The sequence below is a fragment of the Klebsiella sp. KPN54798 genome (assembly GCF_021184225.1).
GTDB classification, from domain to species: domain Bacteria; phylum Pseudomonadota; class Gammaproteobacteria; order Enterobacterales; family Enterobacteriaceae; genus Klebsiella; species Klebsiella pneumoniae.
Window position 1 is genome coordinate 3,883,151 of sequence record NZ_CP089234.1, and the last position, 26,303, is coordinate 3,909,453.

Below are 26,303 nucleotides of genomic sequence, written 5' to 3' on the forward strand. Positions count from 1 at the left end.
CGGGCTACCTGCTGTAGCCCGAACTCAACCGTTACCCCAGAATCTCCCTGACCACCGGACCGATGGCCTCAAAGGCCTGCGGGGAGATGATATCGACGTGGGCGCAGTTCTGGCTGAACACCTCCAGTTCCCCCACCCACGGGCCCCATACGACCTGCGGATCCATCCCCTCCTGCCGCGTCTTCTCCGCCACGAACAGCGTCGCCTTGCCGTCAAACTTCGCGCTATGCGCGGTGGTTAACAGCCGCACCGCATCGGCATAGTTGCCTTCGATGGCGCTGAACAGCTCGCCGGAGGCTTGCCCCTGCTGGGCGGCGAGGAACGCTTCGCGCTCGCGGTCGATCTCCGCCAGTACCTCGGGATCCAGCCCGTTGGCCTCTTTCTCTGCCCAGTTTTGCGTCTCCGGCGGCCAGGTATCCAGCAGGCCGAGGAAGGCCACCGCTTCGCCGCGCTGGCGCAAGCGGGCGGCAATCCCCTGGGCTAAGGTGCCGCCCAGCGAATACCCGAACAGGTAATAAGGGCCGTGCGGCTGCTGCGCCAGCAGCGTGCGCAGATGATGCTCGCACACCTCGTCGAGGCTGGCGGCGCTGGCCATCGGCCCCTGCGGGCGCGGCGACTGAATACCGGTAATCGACCAGCGCGGGCTGAGATAGCGCGCCAGGACGCTGAACTGCCAGGCGAAGCCGGAGGCGGGATGGAAGCAGAACAGCGTCGGGCCGTCGCTCTCGCGCAGCGGCAGAAGCGTATCCAGCCCCAGGCGCTGGGCCTGCTCATCGCTGAGATCGGCGGCCAGCAGCGCGCTCAGTTTGCCCACCGTCGAGGCCACCATCACCTGCCCCGGGGTCACCTGCCGCGCCAGCTGGCGGCTGAGCTGTGCCGCCAGGCGCATCGCCAGCAGCGAATGACCGCCAAGGGCGAAGAAATCGGCGTCGATATCGTTCACCTCGCAGCCCAGCAGCTGGCTGAAGGCGGCGGCGACAAGAGTTTCCATGCCGGGCTCCGGCGGCCGGCCGATGCGCTCGCCACCGAGGGTCGGCAGCGGCAGCGCTTTGCGGTCCAGTTTGCCGTTGGCGCTCAGCGGCAGCTCAGCGAGCTGCATCAGCACCACCGGCACCATATGCGGCGGCAGCTGTTCCGCCAGCCGCGCTTTCAGCGCCGCGGTATCCAGCGGCAGGCCGGAGTCAGAGACCAGATAGCCCACCAGCTGTCGGGCATCACCGCCGGTCGCCGCCGCCTGGTTGAAGACGCAGGCGTGACTCACCGCCTGCCCCACGTCCGGCAGGGCCGACATCACCCGATCAATCTCGCCAAGCTCGATGCGCTGCCCGCGGATCTTCAGCTGATCGTCGCTGCGGCCAAGGTACTCCACCGCGCCGTTCGCCAGCCAGCGCGCCACGTCGCCGGTGCGATACATCCGCTCGCCGGGGGCAAACGGGTCGGCGATAAAGCGGCTGGCGGTGAGATCCGGGCGCCCCAGATAGCCCTGCGCCAGCTGGATGCCGGTGAGATAAAGATCCCCCGCCACCCCCGGCGGTACCGGGCGCATCGCGGCATCGAGAATGCGCAGCCCGGTGTTCCACACCGGCCAGCCAATCGGCACGCTGCTGCCGGTCACGGCCGCCAGCTCAGGGCCGCAGGCCGGATACCAGCTGACGTCCACCGCCGCCTCCGTCGGGCCGTACAGGTTATGCAGCGGCGCGCCGGTCAAGCGCTCCCACTCGCGGCACAATTCCGTCGGCAGCGCTTCGCCGCTGCAGAATACCCGCCGCAGCGTGCGGCAGGCAGCGACGCTGTCGGCATCCAGCGAGGCGACAAACGCCGCCAGCATCGACGGCACAAAGTGGGTGGTGGTCACGCCGTAGCGGGCGAAGAACTGCTGCATCGCCTGCGGGTCGCGGTGCGCCTCCGGCTCGGCCATCACCAGCTGCGCGCCGGCGATAAACGGCCACCAGAATTCCCACACCGACACGTCGAAACTGCACGGCGTTTTCTGCGCCACCACGTCGTCGGCAGATAACGGATAGCGATCCTGCATCCACAGCAGGCGGTTGACGATGGCGGTCTGGCCGACCATCACCCCTTTCGGCCGCCCGGTGGAGCCGGAGGTAAAGATGATGTAGGCGGTATGGTCTGGTTTTGACAGCGCCAGCGGCGCGTCATCCCCGGCGGCCAGCGGCTGCTGGTAGCAGAGGCTTTCCAGCCCCGGAATATCGCTGAAGCGGGCCAGTTGATCCTCCGTGGCGATCAGCAGCGACGGCCGGGCGTCTTCCAGCATCATCCGCAGGCGGTCGTCCGGGTAGCCGGTGTCCAGCGGCAGCCAGGCGGCCCCCGCTTCGACAATGCCGTGCAGCGCCAGGGTCAGGAACACCGAGCGCGGCAGGGCCACCGCCACGCTGTCCCCAGGCTTCACGCCGCGCTGACGCAGCAGCTGCGCGAGCGCCACCACCTGCTGACGCATCTCGCGATAGCTGAACTGCCAGCGGGCGTCCGCCAGCGCCGGCGCATCCGGGGTCTTCCGCGCCTGGTCGGCCACCAGCGCGCTGAGGGTGGTGGCAGGCAGCGGCACAGCGGTATCGTTGACCGCCGCCAGCCGGGCCAGCTCGTCGGCGGAGAGCATCTCTGCTTCGCCGCAGCGCAGCGTCGGATCGGCGGCGAACTGCGCCAGCAGCGCGGTCAGTCGCGCCATGTGGCGACGGAGCTCGGCTTCGTCGTACCGGGCCTTGTTGGCGAGGATTTCCAGCGACAGCCCGCCGGTCTCATCCGGGAACAGCGCCAGCTCGAGATCGTTGACCGGGCCGGTGGCGAGGGTGTGGGTCACTGCCTGCACACCATCGATATCCAGCTGGTAATCAAAGACTTTGACGTTCAGCACCGGGCCGAACAGCGGTTCGTCCCCTGCCGCTTTGCCGCTGTCGCGGACGATCTGCTCGGCGTCATAGCGCTGATGGCGGCGCATCTTTTTCAGCTGAGCGGCGAGGCGCATCGCCAGGTCCGCCAGCGTCTCCCGGGCGTCAATATGCACCGCCAGAGGCAGGACATTGAGCACCGGCCCTGTCGAGGTCAGCGCGGCTGAACCCATCCGACGCATAAAGATAAAGCCCGCCGCGTAGTCCATCCGGTTGCACAGGCGGCCCAGCCACAGCGTGGTGAGCGCCAGCGCCAGGTCAGCGGGCTGACACTGCGGCGCATGGCTGGCCAGGCGGCGGAAGGCGTCGGCGTTCATCTCCAGCTTCATCCGCCAGATATCGCTCCCGGCGGCGCGCCCGCCCAGCGGCGCGGCAGAGAGTGAGGCAGGCGCCGGTAACGCCTGGCGCTGAGCCTGCCAGAAGGCTTTATCCCGCTGCCAGGCCTCGCTGCCGGCGTAGCGCTGGTACTCGTCCACCACCTCGGCGAAGGGGGTGAAAGGCGACTCAGGAGTGGCTTCCCCCCGCTGCCAGGCGCGGTAAATGGCGGCGATCTGCCGGGTTATCGCCGGGAAGCTGAAGCCATCCACCAGCAAGTGGTGATATCGCTGATACCAGTACCAGCGGTCGTCGCCGACGCGCAGCAGCTGATGGCACACCAGCGGGTTGCCGCCGTCGACACGCAGATCCTGCGCCAGGTCCGCCTGCATCCGCTCCGTGGCGGCGCGATGCGGATCCGGCGCCGTACGCAGGTCAATGATCGACGGTTCGCCAAAGGTGCGGTCGGCCGCCAGCCACTGCCAGACTTCCCCCTCCTCTTCCTCAAAGCGCAGGCTGAGGGTGTCCGCCTGCTGCAGACCGGCGACAATCGCTTTTCCCAGCAGCGTCGGATCGAGGGCGCCGCGTAGTTCAACATAGTGGGCTACGCTCCAGGCGCCTGGCAGAGTGGAGAGGCGCTCGGCCATCCAGATCCCCGGCTGCGCGGCAACCAGCGGTAAACGAGTGGTCATTGTCAGCTCCTTATGACGCATGATGGGCGGGGGTCAGGGTTGACCAGTTGGCCGCCAGCCAGGCGTTGCAGGCCTCGGCCGACTGCGGGGGGCACACCACCGCCCAGCCGGCAGGCAGGTCGCAGTGCGCCGGCCACAGGCTGTACTGCTGCTGATCATTGCGCAGAATGTAAAACTGCCCTTGCGGATTGTCGAAGGGGTTACTGAATTGCATATCAAACTCCTGTCGTAAAACGCGATGCTAAGGGTGCGACAGCAGAGGCTGCCAGAGCTGGATAAGCCCTGCCGTCAGCCCGCCGCGCCAGCAAAGCGCATCATGCCCGCCGTCAACCTGACGCCAGAAAATCGTCTGCTGTGTTGTGGTGAGTTGCGCCAGTAGCGCCTGGTTCGCGCGAAAAATGATCGGTTCGCGTTGGCCCGCTTCCAGCCAGACGCGCAGCCCGGCCGCGGACACCTCACCCTGGCGAAGCTGTTCGCCGATAAAGCCCATCCCGCGGCCATCGCGGTGCGGCCACCAGTAGGAGCCTGACTGGCTGAGCACGCAGCCAAAGCGCTGCGGCCAGTTGAGAGCGGCGAACATCGCCGCCAGACCGCCGAAGCTTTGCCCGGCCACCACCGTCCGATCCGGGCGGTCGCTGAACGGGGCATAGCCGTGGACCAGCGGCAGGAGCTCCTCCTGCACCGCCAGCCAGAAATCGCGGTGACAGGGCAGCTCAACCCCGCGGCGCTGGTTGTCGATCGCGTCGATCAGCAGGTAGACCGCCGGCGGCAGTCTCCCCTCGCGGGTCAGGGCGGCCAGCGGCGACCACACCGGCATGCTCTCGGCCCAGAACTGGCCGTCGAGCAGGATCGCCAGCGGCCGCGTTTGCGGGTCGACGGCCTCGCCAGGGGTGTAGATCCAGACCCGGCGATGGTTGCCCAGACGCGCGCTGCGCCACTCAAGGCAACGGGCGGCAGGATGTGCCTCATTAAGCGGGTCCCAGCCGGGCTGCGCGGGGGCCTGCGGCATCTCCAGGGCGGACACGCCATGGCCGCGTCCGCCCAGCCAGCTGTGCGGGTTCAGCGGATCGGCTATCGCCCGCGGCAGCAGTTTGCGCCAGCCTTCGCGTAGCAGCGCGCGGTCGGGCGCATCAGCGCTGAACACCTCAGGGGAAAAATCATCGTCACGGTCGGAGGGAATAAAACAGTAGCTGCCGCGCCAGGTCGGCGACAGCGTAGTGCGCCAGAACCAGGCGTCGGTCCCGGGGAGACGTTGCAGCGATTGCGGCCGCGCATTCTGATGGTGGTCGGTCACGCCGGTGATATAGAGCCATACCCGACGATGGGGAGAGCAGGTTTCATCCCCCGCCGGGTCCCGCCACCAGAACGTTACCTCAATGGCGTCATCCACTGCGCGGCACTGCGGCCCCCGCAGGGTTTGCCACCACTCCTCGCTTCCTGTCCTTAACATTCTGTCATTAACCCTATGTATAGCGTGACTTTTTTAATTAATTGTCATTATTTATTGATAATATTATTGATAACTATTTGCATTTGCAATAGCGTATTAGCGCGCCGTGGGAAGCGCGTCTTTCATCAGAACATGTCAAATCGGGCTTATTCAGCCAGCGACGGAGTGCCTTTGCCCGCTTTTGGCAACATTTATGCCGCCTCCCCTCCCGGTGGGAAGGGGCGTTTGGGGAACGTGGCGACAAAAAGCAGGAATAACAATGAATAACAGGATCAAATCCCTGGCCTTGCTGGTCAATCTGGGAATTTACGGGGTTGCTTTTCCGTTAAGCGCAGCGGAAACCGCCACCGACGATAAAAACAGCGCCGCTGAAGAGACCATGGTGGTCACCGCCGCCGAGCAGAACCTGCAGGCGCCGGGCGTCTCCACCATCACCGCCGATGAGATCCGCAAACGCCCCCCGGCGCGCGACGTCTCGGAGATCATTCGCACCATGCCGGGGGTCAACCTGACCGGCAACTCCACCAGCGGCCAGCGCGGCAACAACCGCCAGATTGATATCCGCGGCATGGGCCCGGAAAATACCCTGATCCTGATCGACGGCAAGCCGGTCACCAGCCGCAACTCCGTGCGCCTTGGCTGGCGCGGCGAGCGCGACACCCGCGGCGATACCAGCTGGGTGCCGCCGGAGATGATCGAACGTATCGAAGTGATTCGCGGCCCGGCCGCCGCCCGCTACGGCAACGGCGCCGCCGGCGGCGTGGTGAATATCATCACCAAAAAAACCGGCGATGAGTGGCACGGCTCATGGAACACCTATATGAACGCCCCGGAGCACAAGGATGAAGGCTCCACCAAACGCACTAACTTCAGCCTCAGCGGCCCGCTGGGCGGCGATTTTAGCTTCCGCCTGTTCGGTAACCTCGACAAAACGCAGGCTGACGCCTGGGATATCAACCAGGGCCATCAGTCCGAGCGTACCGGGATCTATGCCGATACTCTGCCGGCCGGGCGCGAAGGGGTGAAAAACAAAAACATCGATGGTCTGGTGCGCTGGGAATTCGCTCCGATGCAGTCGCTGGAGTTTGAGGCCGGCTACAGCCGCCAGGGCAACCTCTACGCCGGCGATACCCAGAACACCAACTCCAACGACCTGGTAAAAGAGAACTACGGCAAAGAGACCAACCGTCTGTATCGCAACACCTACTCGGTTACCTGGAACGGCGCCTGGGACAACGGGGTGACCACCAGCAACTGGGCGCAGTACGAACGCACCCGCAACTCGCGCAAAGGCGAAGGCCTGGCCGGCGGCACCGAGGGGATCTTTAACAGCAACCAGTTCACGGATATCGATCTGGCGGATGTGATGCTGCACAGCGAAGTCAGCATTCCCTTCGACTATCTGGTTAATCAGAACCTGACGCTGGGCAGCGAGTGGAACCAGCAGCGGATGAAGGATAACGCCTCCAATACCCAGGCGCTGTCGGGCGGCAGCATCCCGGGCTACGACAGCACCGGCCGCAGCCCGTACTCGCAGGCGGAAATCTTCTCGCTGTTCGCTGAGAACAACATGGAGCTGACCGACACCACCATGCTGACCCCGGCGCTGCGTTTCGATCATCACAGCATCGTGGGCAATAACTGGAGCCCGTCCCTCAACCTGTCGCAGGGCCTGTGGGATGACTTCACGCTGAAGATGGGCATCGCCCGCGCCTATAAAGCGCCGAGCCTGTATCAGACCAACCCGAACTACATTCTCTACAGTAAAGGCCAGGGCTGCTATGCCAGTAAAGACGGCTGCTATCTGCAGGGTAACGACGACTTAAAAGCCGAGACCAGCATCAACAAAGAGATTGGCCTCGAGTTTAAACGCGACGGCTGGCTGGCTGGCGTCACCTGGTTCCGCAACGACTACCGCAACAAGATTGAAGCGGGCTATGCCCCGGTCTATCAAAACAATAAAGGTACCGATCTCTACCAGTGGGAAAACGTGCCGAAAGCGGTGGTGGAAGGTCTGGAGGGGACGTTGAACGTTCCGGTGAGCGAGACCGTCAACTGGACCAACAACATCACCTATATGCTGCAGAGTAAGAACAAAAAGACCGGCGATCGTCTGTCGATTATCCCGGAATACACGCTGAACTCCACCCTGAGCTGGCAGGTTCGCGATGACGTTTCGCTGCAGTCGACCTTCACCTGGTACGGCAAGCAGGAGCCGAAGAAGTACAACTACAAGGGTCAACCGGTCACCGGCAGCGAGAAGAACGAGGTTAGCCCCTACAGCATCCTCGGCCTGAGCGCGACCTGGGACGTCACCAAATACGTCAGTCTGACCGGCGGCGTGGATAACGTCTTCGATAAGCGCCACTGGCGCGCGGGCAACGCCCAGACCACCGGGGGCGCCACCGGCACGATGTACGGCGCCGGCGCCGAGACCTACAATGAATCGGGCCGCACCTGGTACCTGAGCGTCAACACCCACTTCTGATAGCGGGTTCTCCCTCCCCTGCCCTTGCTGGACAAAGGGCGGGGGCAACCGCGGTAACCTTATCCTATGCGCCACCATCGCACCGTTTTGCCTCTGGCCGGCTATACCATCCAGCAGATCGACTTCGACCCGGCGACTTTCCAGCCTGAAGATCTGTTCTGGCTGCCCTATCACGCCAGCCTGACCGGGTGGGGCCGCAAGCGGCAGGCGGAGCACCTGGCCGGACGCATCGCCGCGGCATACGCCCTGCGCGAGGTGGGGGAGAAACGGCTTCCCGCCATCGGCGATCGGCGCCAGCCGCTGTGGCCCACGCCCTGGTTCGGCAGCATAAGTCATTGCGGCCAGCGCGCGCTGGCGGTGATCGCCGATCGGCCGGTGGGCGTCGATATCGAGCGCCGGTTTACCCCACAGCTGGCCGCGGAGCTGGAGAGCAGCATTATCAGCCCGGCGGAAAAAACGGCGCTGCTGCACAGCGGCCTGCCCTTCCCGCTGGCGCTGACGCTGGCGTTTTCGGCGAAAGAGAGTGGGTTTAAGGCGACGCCTGCGGCAAATCAGCGCGCGCTGGGGTTCGCCGATTTTCAGATCGTGGAAATAACGGCAAGCACCTTAGCGCTTATGTTTGCGGAGCAGCGCTATCTCTTGCACTGGATAGCGTCGGAGGAGCAGGTCATTACACTTTGCGCATTGCAGCAGTAAACGCCCGCGCTTCACGCAACGGGCGTTCAGGCCATCAGTCTCTTTTTTGCACCAGGGCAACGATGGCGGCGGCATCAAATCCATGGTACTGACGCATCCAGCCGCGATCGGCGGCGGCGGCGTACTCCCCGTCCGGGATCCCCAACCGCTGCAGGGCAATGCCCACGCCCGCTTCCGCCAGCACTTCCGCCACCAGGCTACCCAACCCGCCGTTGACGTTATGCTCTTCGACGGTGATCACCGAACCACATGGCTGGAGCGCCGCCAGCAGCGCCGCGGTATCGCAGGGGCGAATCGACGGCACGCTGACCACTTTCGCCTGGATACCGAGGTCGGCAAGCTGCTGCGCCGCCTCCACCACCTCATGCACCGTCGAACCGGTGGCCACCAGCGCGACGTCCTCGCCTTCACGCAGGGTCAGCACAGCGCCAGGAACAAAGCGATACGACTCGTCAAGCAGCTCCGGCAGCGCCTTGCCATCGAGACGAATATAGACCGGGCCCTGATAAGCAAGGGCATAGTCTATGATCTGCCGACATTCGCGCGGCGTGGAGGGGGCGAAGATCTGGATATTGCCGAAGCCGCGCATCACCGCCAGGTCATCAATTGAATGGTGGGTGCTGGCCAGCGGACCGTAGCTGGCCCCGGCGTTTAGGCCAAACAGCTTGACGTTGGTGTTGTTGTAACAGACATCCACTTTGATTTGCTCATTGGCCCGCGAGATAAGAAACGGCGCAGCGTTACAGGTCACCGCCACTTTTCCGCCCAGCGCCAGACCGGCGGCGGTGCCGACCATGCTCTGCTCGGCGATGCCGACGTTCACCAGCCGGCCGGGGAACTGTTTAATAAACGGCGCGATTTTGGCCGTTGACGTGGAGTCGGCTACCACCGGCACCAGATCGACGCCGCGCTCCACGGCGGCGATAAAGGCTTCGACCATGACGTTAGCCAGGTGTTCTGCATTACTCATCTTTCAGTTCCTCCAGTGCCAGTGCAATTTCTTCGCCTTTCGGCACCCGGTGGTGCCACTCCGGGCGCCCCTGGATAAAGGAAATACCGGCACCTTTCGTGGTGTTGGCAATAATAACGTTGGGTTTACCTTCCTGCTTCAACCCCTCGATGGCCGCGACCACCGAGGACATATCGTTACCCTGGCATTCTGTTACCGTCATCCCGAAGGCCTTCCATTTATCGGCCAGCGGATCGGTATTCATGATTTCGCGCGTCGGCCCGGCCAGCTGGAGGTTGTTCTTATCATTAATAATGACCAGATTATCCAGGCCGTAATGTGCAGCCGCCAGGGCGGCTTCCCAGTTACTGCCTTCCGCCAGTTCGCCGTCGCCGGTGATCAAAAAAATGCGGCGGGTGCTGTTGCTTTTCTTCGCGGCCAGCGCCAGCCCCACCGCAACAGGCAAACCGTGGCCCAGCGCGCCGGTGTTGAGCTCGATGCCCGGCGTTTTTTGCCGCACCGGGTGGCCGGGGAGATGGGAATTGGCATGCTGGTAGGTCTCCAGCCACTCGACCGGGAAGAAGCCGGCTTCCGCCAGGACGCAGTAGTAGCAGCCCACGGCGTGGCCTTTCGACTGGATGTAGATATCGCGCTGCGGGTCGTCGAGCCGGTCCGGCGCGACGTTAAGGGCGCGGAAATAGAGCGCGGTTAACAGTTCGACCTGCGAAAGGTCAGCCCCGGTGTGGCCGCCGGCCGGACTATTGGCGTTTAAGCGCACAATATGGCGCCGCACCGCGCGGGCTTTACGCTCCAGCGTCTGAATATCATATCTGTAGGGATTCATTTCACACCTCTGAATTTATTTTCAGCATGGAATATTTATTCCAGCAAGGACTAAAAAAACCAGATATCCCTATGCCGGGTGGTAAGCCTTCTGCCACAGCGCCCTACTCAGGAACATTCTGCCTCCCGCTCCAGGCGAAGCCCGGATAAACACATTGATTCGAAATCGCCTTGAATATATATTCAACAATGATTCTTTATTCGATTATGGCCTGGCTGTTTTGTTTTTGTCCATAGTCGATTTTGAGGATTGGCAAAAGTTAGACGCCTGTCACACTTAAGTCTGATTTTTTTTCGCGTATGATAAAAGTCACTACGATAATGGCTGCAGCTAACCGCCTGAAGAAAGGCGATAAATGATTTTCGAGGATTAATATGGCTAAGCAGGATGAACAACGGCTATTGGTTAAGATTGCCACGCTTTACTATCTGGAAGGACGAAAGCAGTCTGATATCGCCCAACTTCTCTCGCTGTCTCAGTCATTTGTCTCCCGCGCCATTACCCGCTGCCAGAAAGAAGGCGTCGTCAAGATCAGCGTCGTTCAGCCGTCCAACATCTTTCTGAAGCTGGAAAAAGGGCTTGAGGATCGCTACGGCCTTAAGCAGGCGGTGGTGGTGGATACCGAGGAAGAGGCCAGCGATCATACCATCAAGCGGGCGATTGGCTCCGCCGCCGCCCACTATCTGGAAACCCGGCTGCGGCCAAAAGATCTGATTGGCGTCTCCTCGTGGAGCTCAACCATTCGCGCGATGGTCGATGAAGTTCATGCGCAAAACCTGAAAGCCAGCGGCGTGATCCAACTGCTCGGCGGCGTCGGGCCAAACGGTAACGTGCAGGCGACGATTCTTACCCAGACCCTCGCCCAGCGCCTGAATTGCGACGCCTGGCTGCTGCCGTCACAGAGCATCGAAGGATCCATGGAGGAGCGCAACCGGCTGCTGGCCAGCAAAGACGTCGCTGACGTGGTGTCGCGCTTTGATGAAGTGGATATCGCCATCGTCGGCATCGGCATTCTCGAACCCTCTCAACTGCTGAAAACCTCCGGTAACTACTATCACGAAGATATGCTGCAGGTGCTGGCGGCGCGCGGCGCGGTGGGTGATATCTGCCTGCACTACTACGACAAAAACGGCCATCCGGTGTTACGCGATGATGAAGATCCGGTGATCGGTATGGCGCTGGAGAAGGTCAAAAAATGCCCGAACGTGGTCGCGCTGGCCGGCGGTACCGACAAAGTCGCGGCCATCAAAGGCGCCCTCACCGGCGGCTACATTGATGTTTTAATCACCGATTACCCTACCGCCCGAATGCTGGTTAGCGACTAACCTGCCGCGCTGGTTGCCTCTCTGCCGCCCTGACGTGCTTTTTTAGCTTCAGGGCTGGCTCTGGTAAAACATTTAAATTCAATCAGTTAATCAACCACTCCAGCCGTCTATCGCCGCTTTCGCCGATCGGCGAAATGTGATTGCCAGCACAATTGATGATTTTTCCGGTAGCCCGTCACCGGGTTTGTGGCTTAAGGTATCAAATAAATAATCACTATCGAATATATATTCAGTGATTAAAAAGATGATAACGAAATGTCACAACATGGCCTGCACAGACGCAGGAGACGGTGGGAGATATTCCTCGTCTTCGCGGTTCCAGGACACCGAGTGACCGAGGAGAGCACGATGCAGGCGACAGCAAAAGAGTTCATCATTGCCCTGGATGAAGGCACCACCAACGCCAAAGCGGTGGTGCTGGATAGCCGGGGCAAGGTTATCGTCAAATTCTCGCAGCCGCTGGCGATCCAAACGCCGCGCGACGGCTGGGTGGAGCAATCGGGCGAAGCGCTGGTTACCGCCTCGCTGGCGGTGATCGCCAGCGCGGTGGCCCACGTTGGCGCGGAAAACGTCGCCGCGCTGGCCATCAGCAACCAGCGGGAAACCGCCATCGGCTGGTATCGCGACAGCGGCGAACCGATTAACGCGGCGATCACCTGGCAATGCACCCGCAGCGCCGCGTTCTGCGATACGCTGCGTCACGATCGTCAGGAACAGCGTATTAAACAGGCCACCGGCCTGCCGATCGCCCCGCTATTCTCGGCCTCCAAAATGCGCTGGCTGCTGGATGCGACTGCGGATGGCCGCCTGCGCGCCGAACGCGGCGAAATTTGCCTCGGCACCATCGACAGCTGGCTGCTGTGGAATCTGACTGCTGGAGAAGCCTTCTGCTGCGACTACTCCAATGCCGCCCGCACCCAGCTGCTGAACCTGCACCGCGGCGAGTGGGACGACGAGATGCTGGCGCTGTTCGGCATTCCGCGCGCGGCGTTGCCGGACATTAAATCATCGAGCGGCCTCTTCGGCCATACCAAAGGACTGGCCGCCATTCCGGACGGTATTCCGATCATGGCGATGATCGGCGACTCCCACGCGGCACTGTTCGGCCACGCGCTCGGCGAGGCAGGCTGCGTCAAAGCCACCTACGGCACCGGCTCTTCGGTCATGGCCCCGGTCAAATCGGCGCAGTGCGATATCGACGCGCTGGCGACCACTGTCGCCTGGCACGATGGCGACCAGCTGGTGTGGGGCCTGGAAGGGAATATTCCCCACACCGGCGATGCTGTCGCCTGGATGGCGGACAGCACCGGACTGAGCGAACTCTCTGCCGCCGAGCTGGCCCATGAGCTGAATACCCTCCCCGCCTCCGTCGATTCAACCCTCGGGGTCTACTTCGTGCCGGCGCTGACCGGTCTTGGCGCGCCCTGGTGGGACGACAGCGCCCGCGGCGTGATTTGCGGCCTGAGTCGCGGGGTGAAACGCGCGCATCTGATCCGTGCGGCGCTGGAGTCCATCACCTATCAGATAGCCGACGTGGTGGTGGCGATGCGTCAGCATGAGGAGTTCACCCTGACGGCGTTGATGGTGGACGGCGGGCCGACCAACAATGACTGGCTGATGCAATACCAGGCCGATCTGCTCGGCTGCCCGGTGATGCGCAGCGACGTGCCGGAGCTGTCCGCCATCGGCGCGGCGTTGCTGGCGCGCAAAGCGCTCCATCCGGGGTCGACCGCCGATCTGCAGGCCTTCTTAACCGAACACAGCACCTTTCAGCCCGACATGGCCCGCCACCAGCGTTTACAAACGCGCTGGCAGGAGTGGCGCCATGCGGTCGACCGAACATTATGGAAACCGGACTCGCCAGCCTGACCGCCAGACTGCGCGACGACACGCATTCACTTATCACAGGAGAAACCCGGCCCATAACGATATCGCTATCCCCGAATACATCAGGGGAAATTTCAGACCGTAAAAGCCTGCCCGCTCAGGGGCTCATTTGTTCGAATATAAAAATATAGGAACAGAGTCATGAAATTACGTTTAACTCTTTTAACCGCTGCGACCCTGACCGCCTTCACCTTTGCCGCGCACGCCGCGGAGAAAGGCACCATTATGATCATGGTCAACTCGCTGGATAACCCGTATTACGCCTCGGAAGCCAAAGGCGCCAGCGAAAAAGCGCAAGCTCTCGGCTACAAAACCACCGTGCTGTCCCATGGCGAAGATGTCAAAAAGCAGAATGAGCTTATCGACACCGCGATTGGTAAAAAAGTGCAGGGCATTATTCTCGATAACGCTGACTCCACCGCCAGCGTCGCCGCCATTGAAAAAGCCAAAAAAGCGGGCATTCCGGTGGTCTTAATTAACCGCGAAATTCCGGTTGATGATGTGGCGCTGGAACAAATTACCCACAATAACTTCCAGGCCGGCTCTGAGGTCGCCAACGTCTTCGTCGAGAAAATGGCGGAGAAAGGCAAATACGCCGAGCTGACCTGCAACCTCGCCGATAATAACTGCGTCACCCGTTCTAAATCTTTCCATCAGGTCATTGACCAGTATCCGGATATGGTCAGCGTGGCGAAACAGGATGCCAAAGGCACCCTGATCGACGGCAAGCGCATTATGGACAGCATTCTGCAGGCTCACCCGGACGTGAAAGGCGTCATCTGTGGCAACGGGCCGGTAGCCCTCGGCGCGATTGCGGCGCTGAAAGCGGCCAACCGTAGCGATGTGATCGTCGTCGGCATCGACGGCAGCAACGATGAGCGCGACGCCGTGAAAGCCGGCACCCTGCAGGCAACCGTGATGCTGCAGGCGCAGGCCATCGCCGCTCAGGGCGTCACCGATCTGGATAACTACCTGCAAAAAGGCGAGAAGCCGGCGAAGCAGCACGTGATGTTCCGCGGCATTCTGATTACTCAGGATAACGCCGATAAAGTCCAGGATTTCAACATTAAGTCCTGAGTTCGGGTGGTTGCGCCCCTGCGGGGGCGCAGAGGAGAGCATTATGTTTAAGAAAACCTGTCTGACGCTGGCCGTACTGGCGCTAGGGGGCTGTCGCATCGTCTCGCAGCAGGAGCTGGCAGACCTGAAATCCCCGCCCAACCCGCATATGGCGAATATGGATAAAACCTGGCAGCAGAGCATTGTACCGCAGGTGGTGACGAAAGCGCGTCCGGCGGCGGAACTGATGAGCGCGCTCAAGGCGGCAAAAGACATTGATAGCGCCTGTAAAACCCTCGGCTACCGTGCGCAGGATGAAAACCCCTGCATCTTCTACGTCAAGGTTTCAGGTACCGTCAGCAAACTCGATACCGCCTCGCGCAGCGGCAAAATGACCCTGTCCGACGCCAGCGTCGGGAAGGTGACGGTGCAGATTGGCCCTACCCTGCGCGGCACCCAGCTGCGCGACGGCTACAGCGGCGCCAGCTATCAGGACTTTAATGACCAGGTGCTGTTCGGCGAGTACAGCAAGAATATCAACAGTCAGGCGGTCAAAATGATTCAGACAGCCAACGTCAAAACCGGCGACAGCGTGGAGGTGTACGGCGTCTTCTCGGCCTGGGATATTCCGCAAACTCTCCCGGAAATTACCCCGGCGAAAATCATTCATGCAGGGGGACAATAATATGGCGCCGCACGATCTCGTCGCTCCCCAGCCCGTTGAGTCCGAAGTGATTATCGAAACCCGCGGCCTGTCGCGCGTCTATCCCGGCGTAACCGCCCTGGATAATGTCAATTACCGGGTCTATCGAAATAAGGTCAACGTGCTGATCGGAGAAAATGGTGCGGGTAAATCCACCATGATGAAAATGCTTGCCGGCGTTGAAACGCCCTCCTCCGGGCAAATTATCCTCGATGGTGAAGCAGTTTCATTACAGTCGACGCATCAGGCAGAAAAACTGGGCATCAGTATTATTTTTCAGGAACTGAATTTATTTCCCAATATGAATGTGATGGACAACATCTTCATGGCGAATGAATTCTTTCAGAAAGGACGCATTAACGAAAAATACCAGTACGCGCTGGCCAAATCGCTGCTGGAACGGCTGGAGCTGGATGTCGATCCTTACGCTCCGCTGGGTGAACTCGGTATCGGCCACCAGCAGTTAGTCGAGATTGCCCGCGCCCTGTCGAAAGACACCCGCGTGCTGATCATGGACGAGCCCACCTCGGCGCTGAGCCAGTCTGAGGTCAAAGTGCTGTTCAAGGTGATCGCGCAGCTTAAGCGCCGCGGCGTGACCATCATCTATATCTCGCATCGCCTCGAAGAGCTGATGGAGATTGGCGACAACATCACCATTTTCCGCGACGGTCGCTTTATCAGCGAGCGTCACGTCAGCGACGCCAGCGTACCGTGGATCATCGAGCAGATGGTCGGTGATAAGAAAAAACACTTTGATTATCAACCGGCGCCAAAAGGCGACGCAGTGCTTGACGTCAAAGGGCTGACCGCGCTGCATCCCAGCGGCGGTTACAAGCTCAATGACGTCACCTTCACCCTCAGCAAAGGCGAAGTGATCGGTATTTACGGCCTGCTGGGCGCCGGGCGCACCGAGCTGTTTAAAGGCCTGGTCGGCTTGATGCCCTGCCAGCGCGGCGAGGTGCATCTTAACGGCGAAAGCATCGGCAAATCTCGCTTTCAACAGCGCCTGAAAAAGGGGCTGGCGCTGGTGCCGGAGGACCGTCAGGGCGAAGGCGTGGTGCAGATGATGTCGATTCAGGCCAACATGACGCTCTCTGATTTCAGCCTGCAGGGGTTCCGCCGCGCCTGGCGCTGGTTGAACCCGCAGAAAGAAGAGTCCTGCGTGAAAGAGATGATCCAGCAGCTGGCGATCAAGGTCAGCGACGCCACATTGCCCATCACCTCGCTGAGCGGCGGCAATCAACAAAAAGTGGTGCTGGGTAAAGCGCTGATGACCCAGCCGCAGGTGGTGTTCCTCGACGAACCGACGCGCGGCATCGACGTCGGCGCGAAAACCGACGTCTATCACCTGATCGGCAAAATGGCTCAGCAGGGGCTGGCGGTGATGTTCTCATCTTCGGAACTGGATGAGGTGATGGCCCTGGCCGACCGCATCCTGGTGATGGCCGATGGCCGCATTACCGCCGATCTACCGCGTCACGCGGTGACCCGCGAACAGTTAATCGCGGCTTCAACACCTCAAGATTAATCAGGCTGGAATCCATCATGAACCAGAAATATATGATTTATATGTACCTGCTGAAGGCCCGCACCTTTATCGCCCTCCTGCTGGTGATCGCGTTCTTCAGCGTGATGGTACCCAACTTCCTGACCGCCTCTAACCTGCTGATCATGACCCAGCACGTGGCGATCACCGGCCTGCTGGCCATCGGCATGACGCTGGTCATTCTCACCGGCGGCATTGATTTGTCCGTCGGCGCGGTAGCGGGGATCTGCGGCATGGTGGCGGGCGCGCTGCTGACCAACGGCCTGCCGCTGTGGAACGGCGATATCCTCTTCTTTAATGTCCCGGAGGTGATCCTCTGCGTGGCGATCTTCGGCGTGCTGGTCGGTCTGGTCAACGGCGCGGTGATCACCCGCTTCGGCGTGGCGCCGTTTATCTGCACCTTAGGCATGATGTACGTCGCCCGCGGCTCCGCGCTGCTGTTTAACGACGGGAGCACCTACCCGAATCTCAACGGCATGGAAGCGCTGGGCAACACCGGTTTCGCCACCCTCGGCTCCGGCACCCTGCTCGGCGTCTATCTGCCGATCTGGCTGATGATCGGCTTCCTCGTGCTGGGCTACTGGCTGACCACTAAAACGCCGCTTGGCCGCTACATCTACGCCATCGGCGGCAATGAGTCTGCCGCCCGCCTCGCCGGCGTGCCGATCGTGAAAGCGAAAATATTCGTCTATGCCTTCTCCGGCCTGTGCGCGGCGTTTGTCGGCCTGATCGTCGCATCACAGCTGCAAACCGCGCACCCGATGACCGGCAACATGTTTGAGATGGACGCCATCGGCGCCACCGTGCTCGGCGGTACCGCGCTGGCCGGCGGCCGCGGCCGGGTGACCGGGTCAATTATCGGCGCCTTCGTCATCGTCTTCCTTGCCGACGGCATGGTGATGATGGGCGTCAGCGACTTCTGGCAGATGGTGATTAAAGGCGTGGTGATTGTCACCGCTGTGGTCGTCGACCAGTTCCAGCAGAAGCTGCAGAGCAAGGTCATCCTGATGCGCCGCCACGAGGAAAAACTGGCCGCCATCCCCCCCAACGGCGCCACCTCCAGCTAACCGGCAACGATTCACATCTTCCGCCGGGCCTGGTGCCCGGCTCAGCGAAAGGGAAAAAATATGCAACGAGATTTCCAGAACAAAACGGTGGTGATCACCGGCGCCTGCCGCGGCATCGGCGCAGGCATTGCCGAGCGCTTTGCCCGCGACGGCGCAAACCTGGTGATGGTCTCCAACGCCGAGCGCGTTCACGAGACCGCCGAAACGCTGCGTCAGCGCTATCAGGCGGATATTTTATCGCTGCAGGTCGATGTGACCGACGAAGCGCAGGTGCAGTCGCTGTATGAGCAGGCCGCCGCCCGCTTCGGCACCATCGACGTCTCCATTCAGAACGCCGGGGTGATCACCATCGATTACTACGACCGGATGCCAAAAGCCGATTTCGAAAAAGTGCTGGCGGTCAACACCACCGGCGTGTGGCTGTGCTGCCGCGAGGCGGCCAAATATATGGTGAAACAGAATCACGGCAGCCTGATCAACACCTCTTCCGGCCAGGGGCGACAGGGTTTTATCTACACGCCGCACTACGCCGCCAGCAAAATGGGCGTGATCGGCATTACCCAAAGCCTGGCGCACGAGCTGGCACCGTGGAACATCACCGTCAACGCCTTCTGCCCCGGCATCATTGAGAGCGAGATGTGGGATTACAACGACCGCGTGTGGGGCGAAATTCTCAGCACCGAGCAGAAGCGCTACGGCAAGGGCGAACTGATGGCGGAATGGGTCGAAGGGATCCCAATGAAACGCGCCGGTAAGCCGGAAGACGTGGCCGGGCTGGTGGCCTTCCTCGCCTCCGACGACGCGCGCTATCTCACCGGGCAGACCATCAATATCGATGGCGGTTTGATTATGTCGTAATCCCCCGCGGGTTAGCGGGCCCCATAGCCCGAATAAGGCGTCCCGCATTGGCGCCACCACGCCGGGACGTCCCCCGGTGGCGCTTCGCTTACCGGGGCTACGTAACACCGCCGAAAGGTTGCCCGGATAAGGCGCGGCGCGCCGCCATTCGGGAAACAGGGCTCCCGACGTTCGACACTATATTGAAGAGAGTAAACATTATGATCGGTAAAGACTTTGCACAGCAGCTGTTTAACCTGCGGGATCGCGTCGCTTTCGTCACCGGCGCCGGCAGTGGCATCGGCCAGACCATCGCCTGCAGCCTCGCCAGCGCGGGTGCACGGGTAGTCTGTTTTGATCTTCGCGACGACGGCGGGCTGGCGGAAACGGTCAGCCATATTGAATCCATCGGCGGTCAGGCTTGTTCTTTTACCGGCGATGTCCGCCAGATTGCCGACCTGCGCGCCGCCGTTGCGCTGGCCAAAAACCGCTTTGGCCGCCTCGACATCGCCGTCAACGCCGCCGGGATCGCCAACGCCAATCCGGCGCTGGAGATGGAGAGCGAGCAATGGCAGCGGGTGATCGATATCAATCTCACCGGCGTATGGAACTCCTGCAAAGCGGAAGCGGAACTGATGCTGGAGTCCGGCGGCGGGTCGATTATCAATATCGCCTCGATGTCGGGGATTATTGTTAACCGCGGCCTCGACCAGGCGCATTACAACTGCTCCAAAGCCGGCGTGATCCATCTGTCGAAAAGCCTGGCGATGGAGTGGGTGGGCAAAGGGATCCGCGTCAATTCCATTAGCCCGGGATATACCGCCACGCCGATGAATACCCGTCCGGAGATGGTGCACCAGACCCGCGAGTTTGAAAGCCAGACGCCGATGCAGCGAATGGCGAAGGTGGAAGAGATAGCCGGCCCGGCGCTGTTCCTCGCCAGCGACGCCGCCTCGTTCTGCACCGGCGTAGACCTGGTGGTCGACGGCGGGTTTGTCTGCTGGTGATCCTCTCCTGCTTCAGGGCGCCACGCTGCGGCGCCCCTCTCCACCCCTGCCGTTAACCCAGCGGATACTGTTGAAACGCCGGCAGCGCCTCCCCCTTCTCCGCCAGCGCGCGAATATGCGGAAACGCCGCGGCCGACACCACCGCCGGGATCATCAACTGGATAAAGGACCAGACCACCGTGCTGGTGACCAGCACCTGATCCGGCTGCGCGGCGGCGGCGCGGTCTGCCAGCCGGGCGTCCCACTCCCGGCAGGCGGCCAGCAGCTGGCCGGTCACCCGGGCTATCCACGGCTGATGCTGCTTCTCTTCCGGCCGCAGACGGTGCTCATAAACATGCTGGACCGCTTTTTCACAGGCGGCGAGGATCACCCCCAGCAGGTGCAGATCGCGGGCCAGCGCCTCGGGATGCGTGGGAAGCAGCCGGCGCCCGGCCGGATTGGTCGTTTCGAAATAGTGGAGGATCAGCGTGGAGTCCATCAGCTGCTTCCCGTTATCGAGCACCACCGTCGGCGCCTTGACCACCGGATTAATGCGGGAAAATTCGTCAAAGCCGCTAAAGACCGATAGCGGCAGGCTCTCGAATTCCACGCCATAGAGCGCCAGAGAAACCGCCACGCGTCTTACATAAGGTGAATCCATCATACCAATGAGTTTCATCGTCACTCCTGCCTGCGATAAAGAGGTTGCGGCTTTACCTTACTGGAAAACCGATGCCGCGAATATCACCAGATACTTACCGCAACGGTTAGTAAAACTAACAGATTGGCGACTCGCTGTAGCCCTCCAGTCCCCCTTGTGCTATACCGACTGAGGCGGCATTTAGCCCCTTTTTCAGCCTGTTCGCGGCGGCTATAAAACCCGCTAACCCGGTAGTAACGTTAACGTATCGACTCACTGACTGAGAGATCACCATGGCAGATTTTCCCCCTGTCGCCAGCCTGCGCAGCTTTGAGGCGGTGGCGCGCCTCGGCAGCGTAACGCAGGCCGCCCACGAGATGAGCGTGACCCATTCGGCGGTCAGCCAGCACATCAAACAGCTGGAAGCCCTGGTCGGCGTCACGCTCTTTATCCGCCACGGCCGCGGAGTGCGCATCACGGAAGAAGGACGGCTCTATGCCCTGCAAATCCGCGAGGCGTTACAGCACATCGCCGACGCCACGCGCATGGTGCAGATCAAACCCCGCACCCTGGAAGTGACCCTGGCGACGCTCCCCTCCTTTGGCTGCCACTGGCTGCTGCCGCGGCTGGCGCGCTTTCAGGCGCGGCATCCGCAGATCGCGGTGCGCCTGCTGACCAGCCTGGCGGTGGTTAACCTGCAACAGGAGGGTATCGATCTGGCCATTCGCATGGGGCAAGGCGATTGGGAGGGAATGGAAAGCCGGCATCTGTTTGCCGATGAACAGCTGGTGGTCGCCGCCCCCGGCTATCGCGGCGGTAACCTGCCGACCACCCCGCAGGCGATCGCCGCCAGCGATATTATTTTTTCCATGGAGTCCTGGAACGCCTGGTGCAGCCAGGCGGGGCTGGAAAAGCCGATCGTCCCCTCAGGCCTGCGCCTGAACGACTCCAATCTGGTGCTGGAGGCGGTCCGCCTGGGGGCCGGCGTGGCGCTGGAGCGGCGCTCCCTGGTGGCGGGGGCGATAGCCCGCGGCGAGCTGGTGCAGCTCACCGCCGTCACCGTCCCCTACCCCTGGCACTACTGGCTAACCGTCTCCCCGCAGGCGGAGAACCGGCCGGAAGTCGCCCGGTTCATCGCCTGGCTGGAGGAGGAGATCGCCCTCTGGCGCCAGCAGATCAGCGCTTAGCCTTCGGCCGACGGCGGCAGGCCCGTCCGGGCGGCGTGCTCCTGGGAGAGACGCCAGAAATCGTGCCCGGCGGGATACTGATAGAGGCGCAGGGAAAACTGTCCGGCCACCGCGGTAATGTACTCAAATATCGCCGACTGGGTGTTTTCGTAGTCTTTCCACAGCGTCGAGGAGGTGAAGCAGTAAATCTCCAGCGGGATACCCGACGGCGACGGTTTCAGCGTTCTCGCTACAATGTACATCTCCTTAATAATATCCGGCCGCTCGGCGAGATAGTGCATCAGATAGTGGCGAAACAGGGTCAGGTTGGTCAGCCCGTTATCGATAAACCAGCGGTCGGCCACGCCGCCGGGATCCCGGCCGTCAAGCAGCGTCGCCAGAGGCTCACTCACCCCGCGGATGGTCAGCATCGAGGAGAGCATCTCCTGGTCGAGAAAACGCACCGAGTGTTGATCGATGGCGATACTGCGCATGATCCGCCGCGCCCCGGAGGAGAACATCGCCTGCCAGTTGGTATAGGTCTCGGTGAGGAAATTCTTGGTCGGGATACGGGAGATGGTATTGTCCCAGTTACGGATGGTAATGGTGTGCAGCGCGATATCCGTCACCTCACCGCTGAGGTTCTTGTCAGGCATTTCAATCCAGTCCCCCAGCTGGAGCACGTCGTTGGACGACAGCTGAACGTTCGCCACCAGCGACAGCAGAGTATGCTGGAACACGATCATCAGTACCGCCGCCACGGCCCCCAGACTGGAGATGATAATGATCGGCGATTTGTTCGACATCACGGCGAGGATCATAATCGCCGCCAGGATGTGGACTAAGATTTTGCCTATCTGGATATAGCCCTTAATGGAATGATTTTTACGTTTGGTCTTTCGCAGATAGGAGCTGTTGACAATATCCAGCATCTCGTTGAAAAACAACGACATAAAAATAAAAAACAAGATCCCGCAGATAGTATTAATCGCCGTCACCAGCGATGCCGGCATCGCCGGCATAAACTGCAGAACGTAATAGACGATAATAACCGGAATGAAATTGGACAGCTTTTCGGCGATGCGTCGATCCTTCTCCAGCGGCACATCCTGTTTGTGGCTACTAAAGAAGACCTTACGCACCACTTTAATCAGCAAGAACTTGCATAAAAGATGGGCAAATATGCCGGAGAGCAGCAGCAGAATAAGATTAAACCCCACCGCCAGCGCCGGATTACTCTCAATAAACGTCAGTAGATGATTCACATACGCCATGCTTTATCGCCTGAATAACTATGCCACTTCGCTAACTGCTTTATCCCAAGGGCATATATTTGGAAAATAAATCAATCCGCATCATGGCATATCGCTTAGCGTAACGTCCATGCGCGCACCGTTTCTAATCATTCACAGAAAATATGTCAGAGTTTGCATTAATCATTCTCTACGCTCACTATAAAGAGGCTTGTTATGAGGACGGAATAAGTCCAGGAGGAAACATGTTTAAAGCTCTTACCGCTATCGTCGCCTTAGCCGCCTCCGCCAGCGTTATGGCGCAAGGCGATGTCACGCTGAACAGTCTGGCTCACGATGCCGCCACCCGGGCGTCGTTTAACCAGATGGTCAAAGGCCATCAGCTGCCCGCCTGGGTGACCACCGGCGGCACCGGTTCGCCCGCGCAGACGGTGAAGCTGGGTAGCGAATCCTGGCAGGTGTTAAGCGCCTGCAAACCCCACGACTGCGGCCATGAACGTATCGCGGTGATCTGGTCGGAAAAAAGCAAACAGATGTCCGGCGTTTACTCGGTGGTCGATGAAAAAACCGACCAGGAGAAGCTGACCTGGCTTAACGTCAGCGATGCCCTGTCCATCGATGGCAAAACCGTGCTGTTTGCCGCCCTCAGCGGCAGCCTCGACAACCACCCGGACGCCTTTAACTACCAGTAACGACCATCGCCCCCGTCAGCCTTTCCCCGACGGGGGCTTCCCTGATTAGCCATCCGGGAACATCACGCTGTTCCCCGGCGCTTCCCGATGCAGATGGATAAAGTTCAGGTGCCGCTCGTACTGGTCGAGAATATCGGTGATCACCTGCTCTTTGCTGTAGTCCATCAGGTCGTTACCCTGACTGCCCTCCAGCAGGAAGGTCTCCAGCCGGTAATAGGTGGATTTCCCGCTGCGCGCCCGATAGGTAAAGCCCGGCACCGAGTACTGCTGCGGCCAGATCTTGTAGATAAAGTTCTGCTCGTCGCCCATGTGCACCAGCAGATCGAGGTGGCCAAGGTTCTCACCCTCTTCCGGCGGCAGGCTCTTCAGTTCCACCGCCGCGCCGCGCAGCCGCAGCTCCTGGGCCACCTCCTCCATCGCCGGGTAGCACACCGTCTCCATCATCAGTTTGGTATAGCGCGTGCCGGGGTAATTCATCAGCCGCGACAGGCGCTTCTTCCAGCTCAGACGATCCTGGAGGCCCATCGGGCGCGGGGCGGTGTCGCGGCTGGCGCTGACCCGGCGGTAATCTTCCACTTTCAGAGATTTATACAGTCCGGCCATCACGAAGAAAATCACAAAGCTGAACGGCAGCCCCATGATCACCGTGGTGTTCTGCAGCGCCGAGATGCCGTTGGTCATCAGCATCCCGAGGGTCAACAGACCGATGGCCACCGACCAGAAGATGCGCAGCCAGTTCGGGGCGTCGCTGTTGATGTCCTTCAGCTTCGAGGTGAAATTCCCCAGCACCAGCGCGCCGGAGTCGGCGGAGGTAACGTAAAACAGCAGACCGGTGATGGTCGCCACCGACGCGCTAAAGGTAAACGCCGGATACTGCGCCAGCAGGCTGTAGAAGCCGCGCTCCGGGTGGGCCATCGCCTCCTGGGCAAAGGCCGCGTCGCCGTGGATGATCTCATACAGCGCGCTGTTGCCGAACACCGACAGCCACAGCAGGGTAAAGGTGAAGGGAATAATCAGGGTGCCCATCACAAACTGGCGGATGGTGCGCCCGCGCGAAATGCGCGCCAGGAACAGGCCCACAAACGGCGACCAGGCCACCCACCACGCCCAGAAAAAGAGCGTCCAGTTGTTCATCCATTCTACCGGCCGGTCGAAGGCGAAGCTGTTCAGCGTCATGCCCATAAAGCGATTGACGTAGTCGCCGACGTTGAGCACTAACGCATTGAGCAGGAAGGAGGTATCGCCCATGAACAGCACGAACAGGATCAGCCCCAGCGCGAGGGCGACGTTCAGCTCGGAGAGCACGCGGATGCCCTTGTCCACCCCGGAGGTGACCGAGATGGTGGCGATGATCACCGACAGCGCAATCAGGGCCGCTTTCGCCGCCAGCGAGTCCGGAATATCGAACAGCACGCTCAGACCGTAGTTGAGCTGCACGACGCCGATACCGAGGGTGGTGGCGATGCCGAAGATGGTGCCGATCACCGCCGCAATATCGACGCTGTGGCCGATGGGCCCATTGATCCGTTTGCCAAAAATCGGGTACAGCGCCGAGCGGATGGTGAGAGGCAAATTATAACGATAGCTAAAGTATCCCAGCGCCATGCCCATCAGGGCATACATTGACCATCCGGTTAAGCCATAGTGAAACAGGGTCCAGACCATCGCCTGGCGCGCCGCTTCGATGGTCTGCCCCGCCCCTTCCGGCGGCTGCATATATTGCGTCACCGGCTCGGCGACCGAGAAGAACATCAGGTCGATGCCGATGCCGGCGGCGAACAGCATCGCCGCCCAGCTCAGCAGGCTGAACTCGGGCTTTGACTGCTCCGGCCCGAGCTTCACCGAGCCGAAGCGCGAGCAGGCAATGCAGACGACGAAGACGATATACAGCGTCGCCGCCAGCAGATAGTACCAGCCGAAGGTTTTCGACACCCAGTCCAGGGTGCGCCCAATCCACTCGGCAGAAAAATCGCGAAAAAAGATCGTCATCAGGGAAAACAACAAAATCAGTCCGGCCGAGGTATAAAAAACCACCGGATTGATTTTGTCCTTTTCTCTGCTTTGCGAAAGATCTGTCATCCAGTATCCCCACTGTTTTTGTAACTATTAAAATCCAAATCCGCAACAATTAAGACACATTTTATATTGAACGTCCAATCAAAAACCGCTTTAATAGTTAACCAACGCTGATGAATGGAGTGGCAAAAATGCCCAAACTGGGGATGCAGCCGATCCGGCGCAGGCAGCTGATCGACGCCACGCTGGACGCAATAAATGAAGTCGGAATGCACGACGCGACCATCGCGCAGATTGCCCGGCGGGCGGGCGTATCGACGGGGATCATCAGTCACTATTTCAAAGACAAAAATGGTCTGCTGGAGGCGACCATGCGCGACATCACCAGCCAGCTGCGCGACGCGGTGCTCAACCGTCTGCACGCTCTGCCGGACGGCAGCGCCAGCCAGCGCCTGCAGGCGATTGTCGGCGGCAACTTTGATGAGACGCAGATCAGCAGCGCGGCGATGAAGGCCTGGCTGGCCTTTTGGGCCAGCAGCATGCACCAGCCGATGCTTTATCGGTTACAGCAGGTCAGCAGCCGTCGCCTGCTGTCGAATCTGGTGTACGAATTCCGCCGCGAGCTGCCGCGCGAGCAGGCGCAGGAGGCCGGCTACGGGCTGGCGGCGCTGATAGACGGCCTGTGGCTGCGGGCGGCGCTCAGCGGCAAACCGCTGGATAAAACGCTGGCGCAGTCGCTGACCAGCCACTTTATTCGTCAGCATTTACCGAACCCATAACCGAGGAGGC

The 26,303-nt window shown here is 60.8% G+C and carries 21 protein-coding genes; 13 read left to right on the forward strand and 8 right to left on the reverse strand.

Features of this window, described 5'->3' with window-relative positions:
* Positions 1-31: 31 nt before the first annotated feature.
* Genes entF through fes form a run of 3 tightly spaced genes read right to left on the reverse strand, consistent with a single transcriptional unit; the run spans position 32 to position 5,363 of the window.
* Entirely contained in the window at positions 32-3,913 is a 3,882-nt protein-coding gene (entF, locus tag LPQ25_RS18760; protein ID WP_012737619.1) for an enterobactin non-ribosomal peptide synthetase EntF, read from the reverse strand.
* 10 nt (positions 3,914-3,923) lie between these two features.
* Entirely contained in the window at positions 3,924-4,127 is a 204-nt protein-coding gene (locus tag LPQ25_RS18765) for an MbtH family protein (protein ID WP_004178967.1), read from the reverse strand.
* Positions 4,128-4,154: 27 nt separating this feature from the next.
* Positions 4,155-5,363, reverse strand: a complete 1,209-nt coding sequence (gene fes / locus LPQ25_RS18770) for an enterochelin esterase (protein WP_012737618.1) — start codon at positions 5,361-5,363, stop codon at positions 4,155-4,157.
* Positions 5,364-5,622: 259 nt separating this feature from the next.
* Between fes and fepA the strand changes: the two genes are divergently transcribed.
* Positions 5,623-7,851 (forward strand): siderophore enterobactin receptor FepA, encoded by a 2,229-nt coding sequence (gene fepA, locus LPQ25_RS18775; protein WP_012737617.1) that lies wholly within the window; start codon positions 5,623-5,625, stop codon positions 7,849-7,851.
* Positions 7,852-7,917: 66 nt separating this feature from the next.
* Positions 7,918-8,547, forward strand: a complete 630-nt coding sequence (gene entD / locus LPQ25_RS18780) for an enterobactin synthase subunit EntD (protein ID WP_004183335.1) — start codon at positions 7,918-7,920, stop codon at positions 8,545-8,547.
* Between the two features lie 34 nt (positions 8,548-8,581).
* On the opposite strand, the gene LPQ25_RS18785 is transcribed toward entD, so the two are convergent.
* Both LPQ25_RS18785 and LPQ25_RS18790 read right to left on the reverse strand, forming a co-directional pair.
* On the reverse strand, positions 8,582-9,517 hold the full coding sequence (locus LPQ25_RS18785) for a transketolase family protein (RefSeq protein WP_004210907.1): 936 nt from the start codon (positions 9,515-9,517) through the stop codon (positions 8,582-8,584).
* A complete protein-coding gene (locus LPQ25_RS18790; RefSeq protein WP_012737616.1) occupies positions 9,510-10,340 on the reverse strand; it encodes a transketolase in 831 nt (276 codons plus the stop codon). The genes LPQ25_RS18785 and LPQ25_RS18790 overlap by 8 nt, the downstream gene beginning before the upstream one ends.
* 374 nt (positions 10,341-10,714) lie before the next feature.
* Here LPQ25_RS18790 and LPQ25_RS18795 point away from each other — a divergent pair, with 374 nt between their 5' ends.
* From LPQ25_RS18795 to LPQ25_RS18830, 8 genes are all read left to right on the forward strand, one after another.
* Complete coding sequence (locus LPQ25_RS18795) at positions 10,715-11,665, forward strand: sugar-binding transcriptional regulator (RefSeq protein WP_002893602.1); 951 nt, start codon at positions 10,715-10,717, stop codon at positions 11,663-11,665.
* A 348-nt stretch (positions 11,666-12,013) separates the two neighbouring features.
* Positions 12,014-13,534, forward strand: a complete 1,521-nt coding sequence (locus tag LPQ25_RS18800) for an FGGY family carbohydrate kinase (RefSeq protein WP_014907942.1) — start codon at positions 12,014-12,016, stop codon at positions 13,532-13,534.
* A 159-nt stretch (positions 13,535-13,693) separates the two neighbouring features.
* Positions 13,694-14,629, forward strand: a complete 936-nt coding sequence (locus tag LPQ25_RS18805) for a D-ribose ABC transporter substrate-binding protein (protein ID WP_048336734.1) — start codon at positions 13,694-13,696, stop codon at positions 14,627-14,629.
* A gap of 43 nt (positions 14,630-14,672) precedes the next feature.
* Positions 14,673-15,293: a DUF2291 family protein gene (locus tag LPQ25_RS18810; RefSeq protein ID WP_004176927.1), complete on the forward strand. Its 621-nt coding sequence runs from the start codon at positions 14,673-14,675 to the stop codon at positions 15,291-15,293.
* Between the two features lies 1 nt (position 15,294).
* Positions 15,295-16,839 (forward strand): sugar ABC transporter ATP-binding protein, encoded by a 1,545-nt coding sequence (locus LPQ25_RS18815; protein WP_002893593.1) that lies wholly within the window; start codon positions 15,295-15,297, stop codon positions 16,837-16,839.
* 17 nt (positions 16,840-16,856) lie between these two features.
* The gene (locus LPQ25_RS18820; RefSeq protein WP_002893591.1) at positions 16,857-17,924 is read left to right on the forward strand and encodes an ABC transporter permease; all 1,068 of its coding nucleotides are present in this window, start codon (positions 16,857-16,859) and stop codon (positions 17,922-17,924) included.
* Between the two features lie 60 nt (positions 17,925-17,984).
* Positions 17,985-18,782 (forward strand): SDR family oxidoreductase, encoded by a 798-nt coding sequence (locus LPQ25_RS18825; RefSeq protein ID WP_004191416.1) that lies wholly within the window; start codon positions 17,985-17,987, stop codon positions 18,780-18,782.
* A gap of 200 nt (positions 18,783-18,982) precedes the next feature.
* Positions 18,983-19,768, forward strand: coding sequence for an SDR family oxidoreductase (locus tag LPQ25_RS18830; protein ID WP_014907943.1), 786 nt, complete (start codon positions 18,983-18,985; stop codon positions 19,766-19,768).
* Positions 19,769-19,820: 52 nt separating this feature from the next.
* On the opposite strand, the gene LPQ25_RS18835 is transcribed toward LPQ25_RS18830, so the two are convergent.
* Complete coding sequence (locus tag LPQ25_RS18835; protein WP_012737611.1) at positions 19,821-20,426, reverse strand: glutathione S-transferase; 606 nt, start codon at positions 20,424-20,426, stop codon at positions 19,821-19,823.
* Positions 20,427-20,680: 254 nt separating this feature from the next.
* On the opposite strand from LPQ25_RS18835, the gene LPQ25_RS18840 reads away from it, so the two are divergent.
* Complete coding sequence (locus tag LPQ25_RS18840) at positions 20,681-21,574, forward strand: LysR substrate-binding domain-containing protein (RefSeq protein ID WP_012737610.1); 894 nt, start codon at positions 20,681-20,683, stop codon at positions 21,572-21,574.
* Here the strand turns inward: LPQ25_RS18840 and LPQ25_RS18845 are convergent.
* On the reverse strand, positions 21,571-22,827 hold the full coding sequence (locus tag LPQ25_RS18845; RefSeq protein ID WP_012737609.1) for a mechanosensitive ion channel family protein: 1,257 nt from the start codon (positions 22,825-22,827) through the stop codon (positions 21,571-21,573). The genes LPQ25_RS18840 and LPQ25_RS18845 overlap by 4 nt on opposite strands.
* A 224-nt stretch (positions 22,828-23,051) precedes the next feature.
* On the opposite strand from LPQ25_RS18845, the gene ivy reads away from it, so the two are divergent.
* Entirely contained in the window at positions 23,052-23,498 is a 447-nt protein-coding gene (gene ivy / locus LPQ25_RS18855; protein ID WP_004178946.1) for an Ivy family C-type lysozyme inhibitor, read from the forward strand.
* A 45-nt stretch (positions 23,499-23,543) separates the two neighbouring features.
* Here the strand turns inward: ivy and betT are convergent, their stop codons facing one another.
* The gene (gene betT / locus LPQ25_RS18860; protein WP_004142478.1) at positions 23,544-25,577 is read right to left on the reverse strand and encodes a choline BCCT transporter BetT; all 2,034 of its coding nucleotides are present in this window, start codon (positions 25,575-25,577) and stop codon (positions 23,544-23,546) included.
* Positions 25,578-25,705: 128 nt separating this feature from the next.
* Between betT and betI the strand changes: the two genes are divergently transcribed.
* Positions 25,706-26,293: a transcriptional regulator BetI gene (gene betI, locus LPQ25_RS18865; RefSeq protein ID WP_004151671.1), complete on the forward strand. Its 588-nt coding sequence runs from the start codon at positions 25,706-25,708 to the stop codon at positions 26,291-26,293.
* Positions 26,294-26,303 lie beyond the last annotated feature (10 nt).